Source organism: Vibrio splendidus, assembly GCF_024347615.1.
Lineage (GTDB): Bacteria > Pseudomonadota > Gammaproteobacteria > Enterobacterales > Vibrionaceae > Vibrio > Vibrio splendidus.
In genome coordinates this window covers 429,751-449,116 of the sequence record NZ_AP025509.1, presented here as the reverse complement: position 1 = coordinate 449,116, position 19,366 = coordinate 429,751, and the positions used below count along the sequence as shown (strand labels likewise).

Sequence of the window (19,366 nt, the reverse complement as noted above, 5' to 3'; positions counted from 1 at the left end):
ATGATACTTACTGTATTTTTAACTTATTCTTATAAAACATGACCCACTCGACAATTTGTTGTTAAAGGAACACTTGTTGACATTCAGGTTACAAATCACGTCCAAAACTCTTTAGACTCGCCCCACGACTTTTAACGAGAATGATTGGATGCGCAGGTTTACATTAGCCCTTTGCTTGATCTTTTGGCTCCCAACTCTAGCCAATGCCCAAAGTTTGCAAGACAAGTGGCAAACCCTGTATCAACTGAGCTGGCAATCATCCCCAATCCTAGTATCTCAACAAGAGTTGGCTCAGTATCCGAAAGTTCTGCTTCATGAACGTAGCCGCTATCCTGATTTCAACCAATTCAGTTGGGACGACATCGCAGCGTTAGCGTCAATACACGATCACTGCCGAGCAATTGAAAACAAAAACCCTTCATTACATGACGCCATCGAGTTCGAGCTCGCTCTGTGTCAGCAACAAGCATTGGATTCCATTTGGTTCGCAGCACACTCCAAACGTCACCCTGCCGGCGGCAGCTTTGCTGATCGTTATTTAGCCGCTTACCCAGATGTGACCGAGCAGATACGCCCATTTTTGAGTCTTACCAACCCTCAGCACCCTTTATATAACAAGCTAGAAAACCTAAGCGCACAAGGCAGAGAAGCACTGCTCAGTGGATACCGTGCTTGGCAACAAGATGATGTGCTTTGGTTAAGTGGCGAACAAGGCTGGAAAGCCATTCCCTTAAATGTTTGGCAACCTATTGCAGAGCGACAAGAGGTATCTTTGACGGGTGAAACCTGTACTTTTCGTTACAGCAACGTGTGCTTAAGCGAGCCTAGCAATGACAATCTGATCATGAAAACCTTGATCTTTACATTGCTGTTAACGTTGATTTCCGGACTCGGTAGAGTCTTATACCTAAGAACAAAGCAACGAAAAGAGAGGCAGTTCGTTTTACAGCTTCTTACTCATGAACTGCGCACGCCAATTACTAGCCTAGGTCTAACCGTCGAGATGTTTAGAAATCGCTACGATGACTTTTCTGATGAAACTCAAAATGCGGTTTGGCGTTTAATATCCGACTATCAAAGGCTCTCTCAGCTCACCGAAAACAGTAAAGTGTACCTAAGTTCGGATCAGTCAGAACCTTTGTTGAAGCAAAACGCTTCCTTAGAAGAGTGGCTCGATCATGTATGTGAAAAGCACAATATCGAGTATAAATGTGATTCAAGTGATGCTGAACTTAACCTACCGTATTACTGGCTAACCATCTGCTTAGATAACTTGATTAAGAACGCTAAACAGCACGGTATAGGTGAGGTTTTGGTCATGGTAGAACTCGCTGATAAGCTCAGGATTGAGGTGCAAGACGAAGGTCACTTCCCTTCTTTTCTGCAACGGTTTGTATCTCGAGCAACACCGAATATCAATCACAGACAAGACAACATGGGCATTGGCCTGACTATTGTCGAACACTTGATGAAACAAGCGAATGGCCGTCTCATTATTCTTCGTAACCCAACCCGATGTATTTTGGAAATAGCTTATGAACACCCTACTGCTGATTGAAGACGACCATCTGCTTGGACAAGGCCTCGTCAGCTTCTTTGAGTCCAATGGTTACCCATGCCTTTGGGCGAAGGATTCAGAGAGTGCCAGTAAGCAATGGTTCCGCGCCGATCTAGTGATACTGGATCGACAACTCGAAGACGGTGACAGCTTGCGACACCTGCCGAATTGGCTACTCCTCAAAGCGCTTCCTGTGATTGTGTTAACCGCTAAAGTGGAAGTCCAGCAACGCGTAGAAGGCTTAATGGCAGGTGCCAAAGATTACGTCACTAAACCTTTCTCAAACGAGGAGTTGCTTGCTCGAGTCATTACCCAACTTCGTCCGTTAGGGGTGAGCCAACTAAATTACGCCAACATTGAAGTCCGCTTGTCTGAACGAATCGCTTATTTGGATGAAAGCCCGATCACGTTAAAACCTAAAGAGTTCCAGTTATTGGTCTTGTTTGTTCAGAACCAAAGTCGTGTGTTTCATCGTGATGAATTACTCAATAAGATTTGGGGTTATCAAGCCTTTCCAAGTACCCGAACCGTGGATAATCACATACTGCGCTTGCGCCAGAAGCTGCCAACCCTAAAGATCGAAACACATCGCGGCGTTGGTTACCGCTTAGCTGGGGAATCATAATGAGAGTCACTTCGTTAATCGCGTTGATCTGCGCTTTGCCGTTTGCGTGTCACGCCGCTTGGTTTACCAACACACCATTGCAACATACGTATCAATCTCTGCTTGATGAACAACCTCAAGTCGCGTGGCAAGAGCTTCAAATCGCACTCAATCAACAAACACTTGATAGCGAGCTTTGGTTGCCAGTTAAACAAGAGATACTGAGTCAAACTCAATGCGGAACTTCACTAAGACAAGACACCGAGACGAAACATCACATTCAAGTTAGCTTCATTCGACGCTACGGCCTGTCATCGCAAGGTTATCAAATCAAAGTCGCTGCAGAGCAACTCAGTGAAGACACGAAAATCCAAACACAACCTATCTCTCTGGCTTCCCCAAGAGGTAAAATCCTTCTCGATGGACAACTCGCTTCTAACAATGAGTATCAAGAGATTGAGACTAGTGAAATGTTTATCAAACCCGAATCTGGTGTTTATCAACTAAGGATAGGTTCGAACCACTATCCTATTGTTGTCGCTTTAGACAACAGCAAGCGATGGTTAACACTCGAAAGTAAACTCAGCGAACCACATATCGTGATCACGCCACCGAAGGTGATCGACAACTGCCCTAACGCCAATGTGAGTTGGCAATGGTTTGATGAGAACTACAACCTGTTAGGCTACAAAGTGCCAATCAAGACAGCGCAAGCACCCGTTCCCACAGAAAGCCCACTAGGGACTAATGCCAAACACTTGAGTGCTTCGGTTGAAATGTTTGAATACCAAGGCGCGATTGAAGTCCAATATGTGCAGCGTGTGTCGCGGTGCCTTTCTAATTGAATGCTTTCAGAAGAAGATTAAAAACTAGGTAATGCAGAAAATAGAGACATATAGGTGACAAAGCACTAACGCTACTTGGGTGTAATGACCGTACTTACCCTTTAAGGAATCTAGATATGCTCAGCGTACGTCACCCACTCAATCTTTCTACTTGTGCCATTGTAGCTTTAACAACAGCTTGTCTGTTTTCATCCAATGCACAAGCGAGCCAAATAACGCTAACCAGTAATAGCAGCGTTAGCGGCAGCAGTATTCGCGACAACGCTAACAGTGCTAACAGTGCTAACAACAATACCGTCTCTATTTCATCGAATACTTTAGAGATAGATTGGAACGGCTTAAGCGTTAACAGCGGCGCTCTCTCCGTTGATAGCCAATCACAGAAAGTGACGAATCTAGTCATTGGTCTTGCCGATAAATCTAACTCGGCAAAGACCGCAACTTGGACCTTAGTACCTAGTGGGATAAACGTTGAGGCGGAACTAAATCAAGATCAACTCACTTTTCAATTCAGCTTCCCTTCAAATATACAGGTGAAACGTAACCAGCTCGTAGAGTTGGCGTGGTTTGATCTTGCAGAAAAACAAACTCAGACCCTATTTCTTCCTTTTAGCGAAGGCATGCGTGTACCTACAAATAACAAGCTTTGGGGTAGTTATCTAGTCGACAACCATTCTAGAAGCAACACCACTCAAGACCTAAAGATGCCTTTTTGGACAGCACAACAGAACAACCACTTCATTAGCTATCAGATGATCAATGCAACCAACAATCAACTGCTCTTTTCAAATGCATCCTCTAATGCTTCCTCAAATACAAAGACAAAAATTGATATGAAGGCATCACACCAATTTACGATGCTCAATCAGTCACAGCCTTTTATTGTTCGTATCACCCTCGGAGACTCGTGGTTAGATGGTGCCAAACAATACCGAGATTCGCGCATCGATAATGACCAGTCTGAAACACTTGTAGCAAAGCAAAAGCGCAATCCAGATGTGAGTAAGTTGATCGGCGCGAGCCACGTTTATTTGTTTGGTAAAGATCCATTAAGCGTCCAAGATGTGAGTAACTGGTGGGGATTGAAAGCTTGGTATCTAAAGGGCTCTAAACTCAACGTTTCCAAGGAAGCAAAAAGAGAGCTTTCATCACTCTCCAAGGGCAAAGATTGGTTCAGTCAGTACCACAAACAGTTATTGTTGGACTCTATTAGCCAGTCGTTGCAGGTGTTATTTCCAGTCGGTACTGCGACACTCGAAAACAACACGATCAAAGCTCAATACGTGGCAGCTCAGAATAAGAAAAATTGGTTGGTTGAACACGCCTCCCCCTACCTAAACTCGTCAGACACTTGGGGACAAGCGTTGTCTTCAGATATGGTCGCCAATCTAAATAAGGCAGGCTTAAGCAAACTTTGGCTCGGATTCGATAATTGGATGCCAGCATTCTATCAACCTAACGCTGTGGGTCTGGCAAAACAGTCAGGATATCTGGTCGGCACCTATGACTCCTACAACACAGCCATTCCTGCGAAGTTGAACGACAACTGGCTAACCGCTCAATTACCAGAGCTGATGCGTGAGAGTTGTGCCATTGAACTAGCGGATGGCAGCCTAAAAAAAGGGTTTCGAGGTAACGGATTCTACCTCAATCCGAATTGCCATTTAGATTACGTAAAGCAGCGCGCTCAAGACATTATGAAATTCGGCAACTTCAACAGCTTGTTCTTAGATGTTGATGCAACCGCTATGGCACGTGAGGATTACAGCGGCTCTACAGATAGTCATAACAAGAGTCATAGCAACAGCAATGGCGATACAAACGAATCGGATATGCTTTCTGCCTTCAACAACCGAATGCAGTGGCTAAGCGAGCAACCATCGTTAGTATTAGGATCTGAAGACGGCAACAGCCTAACAACAAAAGGCATCGCGTTTGCGCACGGCATAGAAACGGTTGGTTTTGGCTGGACAGATAAAGACATGAAAGAGAATCGCCGATCTCCCTATTACTTGGGTCGTTGGTATCCAGACCACAAGCCTGACTTCTTCTTTAAACCCGCCGAGGTTAAAGAGCCCTACAAGTCGCTACTGTTTTCGCCTCAATACCGAATTCCGTTATACCAAGCCGTTTTCCATGATGAAGTAATCAATACGCACCATTGGCACTCAGACAGCCTTAAGTTCACTAATGTACAAGCAGAACGAGACTTAACCGCCATGTTGTACAACACACCACCGATGGTTCACTTGACCAGAGATGAAGCTTTATCAAGTTCAAGTCCAAGGATCAAAGCACTCAAACACTATCAAGATGGCTTTGAACCGATGCACGAACAGTTATGGGATAAACAGTTGGTCGATTTCGACTGGTTAGACAAAAGCGGCGAAGTTCAACAAACCGAGTTCAGTGACGGGAGTAAGATCATTGCCAACTTCTCCAACAAGACCTTTCGTCACGATAACATTGATATTGCAGCCCTGTCGGTCAAAGCTATATTGGCGAATGGACAAGTCGTCAACTGGCAGCCCAATCATAGTTAGCTTCAATACGGTTTAGGCAAAAGCGATTAATAGGAAGCCTAAGCACTTATTTACCCGCTAAGGTTTTCCCCGTTACTTTTGCTTCCTATTTTGAAAGGCAGTCAGTAGATAGTCGATAAAGACCTTTTTACGTTTCGGCATCAACTGCCTGTCTGCATACACTAGGCTTACTGAAACTTCTGGCATCTCATATTCAGGTAACAAACGAATCAGCTTACCTGTCTTGAAGTGTTCCCGACAAATGAATTCAGGAAGCACCGCCAAGCCGAGCCCATCCACACAAGCTGTTAGGCATGCCGTGATGGTATTCACCCGTAACTGACACGGCAGATCGATCAAAATCGACTCTCCGCCTTCTAATTGCAAATGCCACTTAGGTAGACGTGCCGCCTTGTTCACCACCTCAATCATTCTGAATGGCGGTTCAAGATCATTGGGCGAAGAGATTTCATCGAACTGCTCTAAATACTCAGGGCTGGCTACCAATACACGCTTCGATGTTGTGAGGTAGCGAGAAACCAAGCTCGAATCCACCAACTCACCAATTTGCGCGTAAAGATCGATCCCCTCTGCAATGATGTCAACTTCTCGATTCGACAGTTCTAAGTTCAAAGTCACGTTTGGGTGCTCTTTTAGGAAACTGTGGATGTATGTGGCTAATACTTGATGTCCCAATTCGACAGGCAACACAACTTTCAACTGCCCTCGGATCAAATCCTGATTGGCAGAAACCTCTAACTCAGCTTGGTTCATGATCTCTTGCATCTGCATGCTCGACTGATAAAAGCGCTCACCCTCTGGCGTTAAAACTAAACTTCGTGTCGAACGAGTGATCAACCTCACACCTAGGTGCTGCTCGAGCTCGTCAAGCTTTCGGCTGACGGTCGACTTGGTCATGTTCAATGCTTCAGCTGCGTGCGTGAAACTCCCACAATCAACAACTTGTGTAAAAACAGTCACAGCATTTAAGTCCATCGTACTTCTCCAAAAGCCCTATTGGTAAGATTACTGCAACAGTGTTTCCTTTTTTTCCTATCTTATCAATCAATCGAATTCATTTACAATTCGTTACATCTAAATAAAAACAAAATGAGAAATAAAAAATGACAGAGAACAACAACGCTTCGCAATCAGTAAGCACAAAAAAACGTAAAAAAGCTCCGCTTATTGCTACTGCGATCATGCTGTCATTAGGTCTAGCTGGCGCCGGATATTGGTACGGCTATGGCCAATACTTTGAATCTACCGACAATGCCTACCTACAAGGCGACATCACTAATATTAGCCCGAAGGTGTCGGGTTATATTGTTAAGTCTTACGTGAGTGATAACCAATCGGTTAAACAAGGTGACTTGTTGGTTCAAATTGATGATCGTGATTACCAATCTGCACTTGCTCAGGCGAATGCGCATTTAAGCGTCGTTCAATCAAGCGTACACAACCTTATCGCTCAACAAACGTTACAACGTAGCCAAATAAATCAAGCCGAGAGCCGTGTTGATTCCGCACAAGCTGAATACGAGCGTGCAATCCAACAAGTCGTGCGTTCTCGTAGCTTATTAAAGCGTAACTATGCTTCGCAAGATGAAGTAGACAGCATGGTCGCACAACAAAAAGTCACCCAAGCAGAACTTGAAGAAGCAAAAGCAAACCTCGTCGCAAGTAATGATCAGCTAATCGTGATTGCGAGTGAAATCGAACAAGCAAACGCATCCGTGACTGAAGCTCAAGCACAAAGAGATCAAGCACAACTTAACCTTGATTACACCAAAGTTTACGCGCCAGCAGATGGTGTAATTGGCAAACGCAGCGTGCGAGAAGGTCTGTTGATTCAAGCCGGCGCTCCATTGATGAGCTTGGTACCAAACAACCAAGTGTGGATTGAAGCTAACTTCAAAGAAACACAGCTAAGCGGCATTCACAAAGGCCAAACGGTAGAAGTCGAACTAGATGCCTTTCCGGGACAACCACTCGAAGGCGTTGTCGACAGCTTCTCCCCTGCCACTGGTGCAAAGTTTGCGCTACTGCCGCCAGAAAACGCGACAGGTAACTTCACTAAAATCGTTCAACGTGTACCGGTGAAAATCATCATTCCAGATCAGCAAGAATTGAAAGGTCGACTGCTTCCTGGTTTGTCTGTGGTAGCGACCATCGATAAACGAGGCTAGACCATGAGTAACGCTGGTGTTGTCACCCACACTAATGATGATGGCGAGGTTTCAAGACGTCATTGGATCGCCCTATTTGGCGGTTTGATTGGCGCGTTTATGGCGATTTTGGATATTCAGATCACCAACTCGTCTCTCAAAGATATTCAAGGCGCGCTGTCTGCCACCTTAGATGAAAGTTCGTGGATCTCTACGTCTTATCTAGTCGCAGAGATGATTGCTATTCCACTCAGTGGTTGGCTTTCCAAAGCACTCGGTAAACGCCGTTATATCACGTGGACGACGGCCATTTTCACCATTTCATCTTTGTTGTGTTCGTTTTCTTGGAACATGACCTCGATGATCGTGTTCCGGGCGATGCAAGGCTTCAGTGGTGGCGCTTTAATCCCGCTTGCTTTCTCGTTAGTGATTCAGTTATTGCCTGTTAACAAACGTGCCGTGGGTATGGCACTGTTTGGCGTAACCGCGACCTTTGCTCCATCGATCGGCCCAACATTTGGTGGTTGGCTGACGGAGAACTTTTCATGGCACTATATTTTCTACATCAATATTCCGCCCGCTTTGCTTGTGATCACCATGATCCGATATGGCTTGGATGATGAAAAGCTCGACCTTGGCACCCTGAAAAAAGCGGACTGGTTTGGTATTGCCACCATGGCGTTAGGGCTAGGTTGTTTGGAAGTGGTACTAGAAGAAGGTAACCGTGAAGAGTGGTTCAGTTCGAGCTTTATTATTGGCTTGAGTATCGTGTCGGCGGTGAGTTTGGTTTATTTCGTTATAAACGAACTCCAACACAAAAAGCCATTGGTTAACCTGCGGCTATTGCGGGATGGGCAGTTTGCTATGTCCTGTATCGCCTATTTGATTTTGGGGATGGCGTTGCTTGGCTCTATCTATGTGCTGCCGATGTATCTCACTCAAATTCAGCAATATAACGCGATGGAAATTGGTGAAGTGCTAATGTGGATGGGTTTCCCACAGCTTCTGATATTCCCAATTGTGCCCAAGCTAACACAGATAATTAAGCCTAAGTACTTGGTGACCTTTGGCTTCGCAATGTTCGGTTTCAGTTGTTACGTGAATACGCACATGACAATCGATTTTGGTGGGCAACAGCTGATTTTGTCTATGGTTCTGCGTGCTATCGGTAGCCCATTTATTATGGTTCCGCTGTCTTTGGTTGCCATGAAAAACATCAGTAAAATGGATACACCAGATGCATCAACGTTAACCAACGTAATGAGAAACTTAGGTGGCGCTTTCAGCATCGCGATTATCGCTACGCTACTCGACAACAAAACCCGTGAGCATCTGGCTCACATCAAGGAGTCGTTACCTTCCGTGAGTCAACTTGGTTGGCAGACGCTTCAGCAACAACAAGCATTTTTCATTCAGTCAGGAAGTGATGCCGCAACGGCGATGCAACAAGCGCAAGCAAGCTTACTTGGTACAATGCAACGTGACGCTGCCATTATGGCTTACAACGATGTGTTCTTAATGATGACGGCGTTCTTGGCTCTAGCGGCAGTATTGATTTTGAACATGCGTGATTAGCGCTGGTTTTTAGTAAGTAAATCTTCAAAAAAGGCAACATTTCGAATAAACAATCGAGTAAGAAAACAAAGAGGTAAGCTTATCGGCTTACCTCTTTTTTATTTCTAAAACACGGATAACCCCACAAAAATAAGGTAAACGTAGCCTACGTTTGAAGGCTTTCATAAATGTTATCGAATACTCTTTAATTACCAATAGTTTATTGAGTGTTTGTATGTGATATAGGCACCTTGACAATGTGCAACCTGACACCTAAATTAAACATAACATTTGGTATTGAGGAAAATGGATTTGACCTTACCAACAGACCTGCGGGTTTTGATTGTCGACGACTCTAAGAGCGCAACAATACTTATTAAGCAGCAACTCTCGAGCTTGGGCATTTCACATGATTGCATCTTTATTGCGACCGATTATCGACAAGCCATCAAGGCGGTCGAGACGCACTCATTTCATGTACTCCTCATCGATTACCACTTAGAGCAATCCTTCACGGGGTTTGAGCTTTTGGGGATCCTCTATCGAAACAGGCTCATCGATCATACAGTCGCCACAATTCTTGTTTCTGGGGATATGCGTCAGGAAACCGTATTGACAGCCCTTTCTGGCGAAGCACATCACTTTGTTTCTAAACCGATCAATACTCAATCTTTAGGCAAGAAGATTCAAAGTGCTGTGTCCGTTTCGAAGAAACTCACCCAACTGAATGACTTATATCCGATCACTAATCTGGAACGATTGACACAAGCGTTAGCGATCTCCCCTAATGGCAATAGCGTTCAGTTTGAAGCGACGTTGATTGAACACTTAATTGGAGGCAAAGAATGGGATTTGCTTTCAAGCACAATCAACAACTCGAACACGAAAATGCACCCGACCAAATTAGTCGCAGAGGCATTAATTCTAGACAGCTTGGGTAAACCGAACCTAGCCATAGAAAAGCTCCACAATTACCTGATTGCTCAGCCGTTGTCATTAAACGTTATTGATTGTTTAAGCTGCATTTATGAAAAACATAATATGTTACTGCCCGCACTTAAACTGGCCATAAGAGCGTTTGAAATGACACCTAGCATCAGTCACCGTGCGATAAGAGCAATCGACTTGGCAGAAAACGTCGACAACACCCTGATGCTTATCAAGCTTGGTGACATGTACGCGACGCATATATCGTCTGCCGATATTGATATTATTCATTCCATTAGCGCTCACTTCAGTTCACTAAAGGCGACCTACCAACGTGAGACTCAATTAAAGTACAAACGTATTCTGCTGGAACATGCTAATCAATTCACAGAGTTGGTAAATCTCAAACTTCCGGTAAAACAACAGCAACAAGTTCTGGCCAGCCTTGCCCTATTTCAAAGTAATATTTTACTCATTGAGAACAGCCCTCAAGTTGCTCACAAGAAAGTGATTCGAGCCTCGACACTGTTAGCAAATAACTTTTATAACCAACCCACTCACTTATTGCTTCAATTGCTGCCTCTTTTAACTCACTTTGGCGAGTACTCCCTGTACCACTTAGTTGCAGAGTGCTTAAAAGCTCGAGGGGAAACAATAAACCATCAACTCGAATCACAAGATGTAGACCCTTCTACTTGTGTAAATATCGAAAATTCCGATTCCATCCAAGAACTAAAGGACTACATTCACAATTACCCATATTCAATTGCGGCGAAACTTGACTATATATATGCCGTCCATAAAGCTCATATAGAAGAAAACCTTAGACACGAATACTTGAAACAGCTCGCGCAGCTAGAGCTTCCACCAAGATGGAGCCAATGGCTCAGTGATTCATTAAGATCTGGTTTTTCTACTAAGCCGCCCAGCCCATTTTCAACATGCAGCCGACAGGAGTCCACATGCTAGACTTTGATGCTTTAAACGCCTACTTAGACAACGACAGAGAAGTCATTTACGCCGTTTTGTCTACATATCAAGAAGACCATGGCAATTCGCTACAAGAGATCGAAGAGTTGGTTCAACAACAGGATTGGGGCAAGCTTCATTTTACCGTGCACACCTTAAAAGGCATCCTAGCCAGTTTTGGGGAAGAAACGGCGACTGTTGCATTAGAAAGAGTTGAACAAAACACATTCAACAAGCTTGCACCACAAGATGATGATCTTTCCGTTATCTACAGCGAAATGAAGATCATCAATCAGCAAATCGATGAGGTTCTTAGCACTTATTAGCCGATAGAATTAAGACTTACGTGGCGATACTTTATAATCTAAACAACTAAAAGAGTTGAGGTACTTGGAAACATTGAACCTCTACTCTTGCAATTTTCGCCTCATTTCCCCTATCAATTATACAGCCAGCCCATACCTATAAATTCATCCTATTTATCTAGATGAACTGATGCATAACGCGCGTTTTATAAACCCGCTATATTGATGTTTTAAATGAAAAACCAACAGACTTGATGAGATGCAAAATAGTTAAATATTTGTATATCTTTTTGTGACACAAACATACGAAATTGCATTTTATTTATTGGTAAAGAAAAAACTGTTATCTACACTCTAATGAAACCAAGTGTTAATCACTTGGTAGCATAATAATAAAATAAATAAATAAAACGTTCAGTCGGCTAAAAAAGGACAAGGAAATGAACAATGACAGTTTTGCTGCGTTTCAGGGGCTCACGGATGAAACACCCATTACCGAATCATTTTCTACCACTGCAGAACCTTATGCTCACTATCTAAAGGATATTGTGGGGATTGATCTGCTGTCGCGTGAAGATGAGGTGTATTACGCAAAATTGAATCGCGCTGGTGACAAGCAAGCACGTGACATCATGATCGAATCAAACCTGCGACTTGTTGTAAAAATCGCAAAGAGTTACCTAAAACGTAAAGGCAACAACTTCACGCTGCTCGACCTGATCAAGGAAGGTAACATCGGCTTAATCAAAGCAATCGATAAATACGACCCCGAACCCGGTTATCGCTTTTCGACTTACGCCGTATGGTGGATTCGAGAGAATATTGAAGCGGCATTGATGAACAAAGGTCGTACTGTCCGATTGCCCGCCCACGTATGCAAAGAAATAAATAGCCTCGCGTCCAAGAAGCTCGATGTAAGTAAAAAAATGAGTAAAGAGATTTCTATTTCAGAGTTGTCAGACAGCTCTGGCGTTAAGGCAAAACGTGTCGACCAACTCGTAGCGCTTAGCGGGTTTATTGACGTGACAACAACGGTTGGTATCAGCCACGCATCGATAGTACTTGAACAGTGTGAAAGTGAGTATATCCCTGACCCGCAAAAAGATTGTGAAGATCAGTCTTTTACCCAAGCTCTAGAGCAAATCATAAACACACTGCCACCCAAATTACAGAAGGTTCTCATTCACCGTTTTGGTTTCTTTGATAACAAGGTGAAAACACTGTCTGAGGTGGGACAAATGCAAGATGTGAATGTTTCTAATGAGCGTGTTAGACAAATGCAGAAAGAAGCAGTCGAGAGAATTCAAAAACGACTCAAATTTGATGGTTGGGTGTAAGTCTCAACCCTACTGAGAAGTAATAACGACAGGTAAAACAATAACGTTAGACAAAAGCATCGTTAATTGAGAGCAACAACGTTAATTAAAGAAAGAACCTTAAGGGTGAGCCTCAAAGCTTGCCCTTTTTGTTTGCCTGTTTTGTTTACCTAATTCGGTAGAAAAACAAAAAGATCGTAAGAACACGAACCCTAAATGGCTAATCGCTATTGGCAAATGCCACAGCATTCATTTACCTTAAAGAAGTGACTCGCTCACTGCGTAAAATGAGATAATTGATGTAAGTGGTTTCAAGGCAATCTTGTTCCCACACAGATAAAATCCGCTTAGCCGCAAAATAATAATCTTTGTTTCTCAACAGCATCCCAACGGTGCGGCTAAGCTTTTCAAATCGAACGTGTTCGCTCGCAGAGATGTAGTCATCTTCACTTTCAATAATGGGCGCTAAACCATCAGCAAACCAATTGTTCAATATTTCTCGCATCTCTAATTCGGACTCAGGCACATCCACACTCGACAACTCACGATGTTGAGGCGGTGGCACTATGTACTTCGACGCTTGCGGTGAACTGACATAACGATACATGCCCTCACTCCTTTTTAACTCTCTCTATAGTAACTAAGAACATTCTTGTGGATTCTCAAGTTTTTTGAAGCCAAAGAATGAATCTCAGCGACAAACAAGAAAGCCATGCAAAGGTCACTCTACATGGCTTTGCTCAGGGCAACTTTACGCTGCCCTATCTACTTGTTGGTTTAGACTAAATGTCGGTTCAGACTAAAACTAAGCCCTCTCGATTAAATCGAGCTTTGGTCGAAGTCGTTGCCTTGATCGGTTCCAGTTTGAGAATCTGAATCGAAGCTTCCAGAGTCATCCGTGAAGTCAACACCTTGATCTTGACCACCTGAACTTGTCCAGTCGCTGCCTCCAGATTCCATACCTGCCATATCCGGTTGCTGCTCTTGAGTAGAACCTTGCATGGTGTATTGATCATCGACCTCAACTTCAACAGAACCGCTTGCTCCGTCTATTGAGCTACCCAACTCGTCGTAACCTTGGAATTGGATTTCGCTAGTCCCTTCGTAACCTTCTGGAAGTTCAACGGATACCGGTTGCTCTAAGTTGCCACTGATAGTGAAGCTACCATCACCGTTATCCAGTGCGTTGCTCACAGTGGAACCCTCAGGTAAGCCAGACATTTCAGCGTAATCAACCGATTCGTTACCACTCACCTCATCTGGAATCGAGATAGAAATAGTATCGCCCGGTGCCGCGGTTACATCTGCTGTACTGTCTTCAGTTTCAGCATCTTGAGCTTGGTCATCAGCTTGTTGAGCCACTTCCACTTGTTGCTCTTCTGTTTCTTGAGCAGCTTGGACTTGTGGTTCATCACTTTGCACTGATTCATCGGCCACTTGGATGCTTACGCTGTGACTTGATACTTCACCGCCGTCGTTAACTTCAACATTCATCGCTAAATTGCCATCGAAGTCTTCGTTCGGCCAGTAAGTCCACTCACCTTCACCTGATTCGGCAAAGAAGCCAGCATCGTTCACGTCTGCAACATCAACAACTTGTGCAGAATCACTCACGCCCAACTCATCCACCAGCTGTGCATCCGTGATAGTTAGTGAACCATCATCAGCTAAGGCATAACCTTCACTCGCCGCTGCTTCATCTCCGCCTTGGATATCCACATTGAAGAAGCTTTCGATGCGATTTTCGCCATCAGTCGCTATAAACCCAACTTGAACATCGCCGGTGTAGTCTTCAGCAGGTGTGAATTGATAGTTACCTTGGTTATCGCTCTCAATTACGCCCTGACCTTCCATCAAGCTCACTGACTCAATGCTCAAGCTATCGCCTTCTGCATCGGTCAGGTTCGCTAACATGTCTTCATCAGTGAACGACAAGGTTGCATCGGCTGCGATTTCAGTGGTTGTGATGCTGTTAACTTCTGGTGCTGCATTCTCTTGTGAATCGCCCTCTTTCACGACCACGCCAGTCTGCTCATCATGAAGCACGCCATCTTTATCAACTACGTAAGCAATGTCTGCTTCGCCCGTGAAACCTGGTGCTGGTGTGAACGTCCAAGTGCCATCGCCATTATCGACAATCTCACCTTGGCTGCGGTCGGCAAGATGAACCAGTTTCACTTCATCGTCGCTGTCAGCATCCACATTCTCAGCTAAACCGATTAGGTCATCAGCAGTTAGGATGATGGAATCACCCGCCACAGTTTCGAAGTCACCTGAATCGATGCCATCTTCAAACGCTTCAGGCTCATCTCCATAATCAACCGTTGTTGCGCTTACTGTTACGAAGAATTCACCATGGAAGTCTTCAGGCGGCGTCATTTGAATGTTTGAAATATCCCAATCGAACAGGTCGATGTATTGACCCGGCTCGGTGATCATCACGGTATTCACACCATCTGTTACCTCGAATCCAACAGGGAAACCTGTCATCACTAGGTTACTTAGTGTTTCTGAATCATCGACTAGGCCAACATTCAGTCCTAAGTGACCGGTTTCATCCTCACCGAACACCAATGGACCGTCATGGTCAGTTGAAATAACCGCGCCATCTGCGACAGGACGTACGAACACAGGAACATCGAGAACCGTTTCGAACTCACCGTCACTCACGACAACTTGTAGGTCAGAAACACCCGCAAAGTCGCCTGTTGGTGTGAATGTCCAAGTACCATCACCGTTGTCTGTTACTTCTCCGCCATCTTCACCGTCTGCGGTGATAATGCGAGAAACAACAAGGTCAGCGGTATCAATGTCACCGAACAAGTTCATCAAGTCGCCAGCATCGAAGGTGAACGCGCCATCTTCGTTTGTGGTCATCATTGCGTTGCCGACGTTAAACGGTGCGTCGTTAACAGGAATGACATCCACATTCAGCGAGCCATCAACCACTTCTTCACCGTCAGTAGCTTGATAACCGAGTTCTACTAAGCCATTAAAGTCTTGAGTAGTCACTAAGTGATACATACCGTCTGGTTGCTGAGTTAAGGTTGCGTTCGCTGGAGCTCGAACTGTGATGCTCTCGATGCTGATCTCGTCGCCATCAAGGTCTGTTACTTGATCTGCGATGTAAGCAGGGTCAATCACCATGACCACATCTTCTTCGCCTTGCATCTCAATCATTGGTGCTTCAGGTGCATCGTTCACTGGCGTGACATCGATGTTGCCGTCGACTGAGATTGTCTCTTGGCCATCGCTAACGTTAAACGTCATTGGCACATCGCCATTGAAGTTCTCGTTTGGCGTAAATGACCAAGTACCATCTTCGTTGTCTAGCAACTCACCCAAGCTAGAGTCGATTTGTAGACCAGAAGCTGACAGCTCATCTGCGGTGTTATCGATGTCGGTAGCTTGAGCTAACAACATGTCTTGTGTGATAAGGATGGTGCTGTCTTCGGCTGTGGTTAGTTTCACATCCTCAGATTCTGGTCCATCGTTCACAGCCAGAACTTCGATACCCGCCGTTGTTGTCGCAGTTGCACCGTCATCGTCGGTTACTACTACGTCTAGGCTAATATCACCATTAAAGTTCTCGCTTGGCGTGAAGGTCACAGACCCATTATCGTTTTGAACCAAGGTGCCGTCAGAGCCTGAGTAAGTCACGCTTTCAAGCGACACTTCGCCATCAACGTCAGAGCTATTAGCAATCAACTGCTCAGGGCTAATGGTTATCGTGCCATCTTCGTTCATTTGGTAAGACGTTGAACCCGCTACTGGCGCATCGTTAACATCCGTTACCGTCACACCAATATTCGCATCGACTGTCTCAGTGCCATCAGTCACTGTGAAGCCAAGGTTTACATCGCCATTGAAGTTCTCGTTTGGAGCAAAGCTGTAAGTGCCATCACCGTTGTCAGTGAACACGCCCTCTGCGCCCGTGTAAGACACGTCAGCGATAGACAAGTCATCGCCGTCAATGTCTGCAGCACCTGCTAATAGGTCAGCGTCAGTGAAGGTTAACGTACCATCTTCCTCAACGGTAAAGTTTTGGTCTTCTGCTGTTGGTAGGTCATTGACTGGGTTAACCGTTAGGTCGACGCCAGCTTGAACAGTTTCAAGGCCATCTGAAACATCGAAGCTTAGGTCTATGTCTCCGTTGAAGTCAGCATCCGGAGTGATAGTAAATGAACCATCATCGTTCGCTGTTACGGTCGCATTGTCACCTGCAGATAGGTTGCTTGCGGTCAGTGCATCACCATCAACATCGGATGCGTTAGCCAGCAACTGCTCTTGAGATAGCGTAATTGAACCATCTTCATCAACCGAGTAAGCCACGTTTCCGGCCACTGGTGCGTCGTTAACTGCAATGACTTCAATACCAGCGGTAGTCTGAGCTGTCGCACCGTCGTCATCAATAACCGTCACATCAAGGTTGATGTCACCGTTAAAGTTTTCGTTTGGTGCGAACGTTACCGAACCATCTTCATTTTGAACCAAGATACCGTCTGCACCTGAATAGCTCACGCTATCAAGCGACACTTCACCGTCCACATCGGAGCTATTAGCAATCAACTGCTCAGGGCTCAATGTAATAGTGCCATCTTCGTTCATTTGGTAAGACGTTGCGCCTGCCACTGGTGCATCGTTAACGTCTGTTACCGTTACGTCGATATTTGCATCAACCGTTTCTGTACCGTCAGATACCGAGAAGTCCAGACTTACGTCACCATTGAAGTTCTCGTTCGGTGCAAAGGTGTAAGTGCCATCGCCATTGTCGGTGAACACACCCTCTGCGCCAGTGTAAGACACATCGGCAACTGAAAGCTCATCACCATCAATATCAGAAGCACCCGCTAGCAGTTGCTCGTCTGTAAAGGTAAGTGAACCGTCTTCTTCAATGGTGTAAGCGACATCTTCTACAACCGCGATGTCATTCACTGGATTCACAGTAAGGTCGGCCGTTGCAACAACTGCTTCAGTACCATCAGAAAGGTCGAAGCTTAGGTCAATATCGCCATTGAAGTCGGCATCCGGAGTAATGGTAAATGAACCATCATCGTTTGCCGTAACGGTAGCGTTATCACCCGCAGTTAGGTTGGCAGCGGTAAGATCATCGCCGTCCACATCCGATGCTTGAGCAAGCAGCTGCTCTTGGCTTAGTGTGATTGAACCATCTTCACCCACTGAGTAAGCCAAGTCACCTGACACTGGCGCGTCGTTAACCGCGATAACTTCAATACCCGCAGTGGTTTCAGCCGTTGCACCCTCTTCATCAGCAACGGTGACATCTAGGCTGACATTGCCGTTGAAGTTTTCATTTGGTGCGAAGCTGTAAGTACCATCACCATTGTCAGTAAAGATACCGTCTGCGCCTGAGTAGGAAACGTCGCTAACGGATACATCACCTTCAATGTCTGAGCTGTTCGCAAGAAGCTGTGCTTCAGAGATGGTAATCACGTTATCTTCGTCAACGCTGTAGGTCGTTGAACCTGCAACTGGCAAGTCATTAACAGCAATGACGTCGATACCTGCGGTTGTTTCAGCGGTTGCGCCATCTTCATCCATAACAGAGACATCAAGACTGATGTCACCGTTAAAGTTTTCGTTTGGAGCAAAGGTGTAAGTACCATCACCATTATCAGTGAATACACCATCAGTGCCGCTGTAGCTTACATCGCTGACAAACACTTCCCCTTCAACGTCCGAGCTGTTCGCCAGAAGTTGTGCATCGCTTAGGGTAATACTGCCGTCTTCTTCAACGCTGTAAGAGGTTGTGCCTGCAACTGGTACGTCATTGATTGGAACCACTTGAACATCAATATTCGCCGATACAACATCAGTACCATCGCTCACATCGTAAGTGAGGTCGACATTACCATTGAAGTTCTCGTTTGGAGCGAAGGTGTAAGTGCCATCGCCGTTATCCGTAAACACACCGTCGGTGCCTTCGTAATTAACCGACTCGACAGAAAGGTCATCGCCATCAATATCCGTTGCACCAACCAATAGCTGTTCATCGGTAAAGGTCAGCGAGCCATCTTCATTAATGGTGTAGTCGTGGTCGTAAATAACCGAAAGGTTGTTAACTGCTGTTACGGTAACGTCAAGTTCCGCAGGCGTAACCCCTCCGTTGCCATCGTCCACGTTGTAGCTAATGGAGAATTCACCGTTGAAGTTCTCTTCCGGTGTAATGGTGTAAGTGCCGTCACCATTGTCAGTGATTAGCGCGTTGTCGATGGAAATACCACCAACACTTGGTTCGTTACCATCGGTATCAACAGAGTCGCCATCTTCGTCGCCGGTTAGTAATTCAGAGATATCAATGCTGTTTTCATTCGCAAGCGCTTCTTCTGCCGTTGGCAAATCAAACGCGTTTTGTGTACCGACATCTTGGCTTGGAACAATAACGCCGTTCACGATATCGAATACATGCCAGTGGTCACCCGATGGGTTTTCAGATAAGTCAGGACTAAAGGTTTCAACCAATGTATCGCCAACAAACACCTGAACCTGTACATCTTCAACACCATCCACATCCCAACTTCTGCTGGTGTAGTTGTGTACTGAATAGTGCATGTCAGCATCTTGATAATTTGGAATA

The 19,366-nt window shown here is 45.1% G+C and carries 11 protein-coding genes and 1 pseudogene; 9 read left to right on the top strand and 3 right to left on the bottom strand.

The window, feature by feature from the left end:
* The first annotated feature begins 148 nt into the window (after positions 1-148).
* The 4 genes from OCU90_RS19280 to OCU90_RS19265 all read left to right on the top strand — a co-directional run bounded on the left by OCU90_RS19280 (position 149) and on the right by OCU90_RS19265 (position 5,550).
* Complete coding sequence (locus OCU90_RS19280; protein ID WP_061022997.1) at positions 149-1,558, top strand: ATP-binding protein; 1,410 nt, start codon at positions 149-151, stop codon at positions 1,556-1,558.
* Positions 1,536-2,183, top strand: coding sequence for a response regulator transcription factor (locus OCU90_RS19275; protein ID WP_017087069.1), 648 nt, complete (start codon positions 1,536-1,538; stop codon positions 2,181-2,183). The genes OCU90_RS19280 and OCU90_RS19275 overlap by 23 nt, the downstream gene beginning before the upstream one ends.
* The gene (locus OCU90_RS19270) at positions 2,183-3,007 is read left to right on the top strand and encodes a DUF2861 family protein (protein WP_061022999.1); all 825 of its coding nucleotides are present in this window, start codon (positions 2,183-2,185) and stop codon (positions 3,005-3,007) included. The genes OCU90_RS19275 and OCU90_RS19270 overlap by 1 nt, the downstream gene beginning before the upstream one ends.
* 116 nt (positions 3,008-3,123) lie before the next feature.
* Entirely contained in the window at positions 3,124-5,550 is a 2,427-nt protein-coding gene (locus OCU90_RS19265) for a glycoside hydrolase (RefSeq protein ID WP_061023002.1), read from the top strand.
* Positions 5,551-5,622: 72 nt separating this feature from the next.
* Here the strand turns inward: OCU90_RS19265 and OCU90_RS19260 are convergent, their stop codons facing one another.
* Positions 5,623-6,525 carry a LysR family transcriptional regulator gene (locus tag OCU90_RS19260; protein ID WP_017082335.1) on the bottom strand — a complete coding sequence of 301 codons (903 nt, stop codon included), beginning with the start codon at positions 6,523-6,525 and terminating at the stop codon, positions 5,623-5,625.
* Positions 6,526-6,653: 128 nt separating this feature from the next.
* Between OCU90_RS19260 and OCU90_RS19255 the strand changes: the two genes are divergently transcribed.
* The 5 genes from OCU90_RS19255 to OCU90_RS19235 all read left to right on the top strand — a co-directional run bounded on the left by OCU90_RS19255 (position 6,654) and on the right by OCU90_RS19235 (position 12,789).
* Positions 6,654-7,718: an HlyD family secretion protein gene (locus OCU90_RS19255; protein ID WP_061023004.1), complete on the top strand. Its 1,065-nt coding sequence runs from the start codon at positions 6,654-6,656 to the stop codon at positions 7,716-7,718.
* A gap of 3 nt (positions 7,719-7,721) precedes the next feature.
* Entirely contained in the window at positions 7,722-9,272 is a 1,551-nt protein-coding gene (locus OCU90_RS19250; RefSeq protein WP_017082337.1) for a DHA2 family efflux MFS transporter permease subunit, read from the top strand.
* A gap of 285 nt (positions 9,273-9,557) precedes the next feature.
* Complete coding sequence (locus OCU90_RS19245) at positions 9,558-11,147, top strand: response regulator (protein WP_017082338.1); 1,590 nt, start codon at positions 9,558-9,560, stop codon at positions 11,145-11,147.
* Positions 11,141-11,473, top strand: a complete 333-nt coding sequence (locus tag OCU90_RS19240; RefSeq protein ID WP_017082339.1) for an Hpt domain-containing protein — start codon at positions 11,141-11,143, stop codon at positions 11,471-11,473. The genes OCU90_RS19245 and OCU90_RS19240 overlap by 7 nt, the downstream gene beginning before the upstream one ends.
* A gap of 419 nt (positions 11,474-11,892) precedes the next feature.
* Entirely contained in the window at positions 11,893-12,789 is an 897-nt protein-coding gene (locus OCU90_RS19235) for a sigma-70 family RNA polymerase sigma factor (RefSeq protein WP_061023006.1), read from the top strand.
* A 232-nt stretch (positions 12,790-13,021) separates the two neighbouring features.
* On the opposite strand, the gene OCU90_RS19230 is transcribed toward OCU90_RS19235, so the two are convergent.
* Both OCU90_RS19230 and OCU90_RS26185 read right to left on the bottom strand, forming a co-directional pair.
* Positions 13,022-13,375 carry a hypothetical protein gene (locus OCU90_RS19230; protein WP_061023008.1) on the bottom strand — a complete coding sequence of 118 codons (354 nt, stop codon included), beginning with the start codon at positions 13,373-13,375 and terminating at the stop codon, positions 13,022-13,024.
* 212 nt (positions 13,376-13,587) lie between these two features.
* Positions 13,588-19,041: pseudogene (locus tag OCU90_RS26185) on the bottom strand (tandem-95 repeat protein); the annotation flags it as partial.
* Positions 19,042-19,366: the final 325 nt, after the last annotated feature.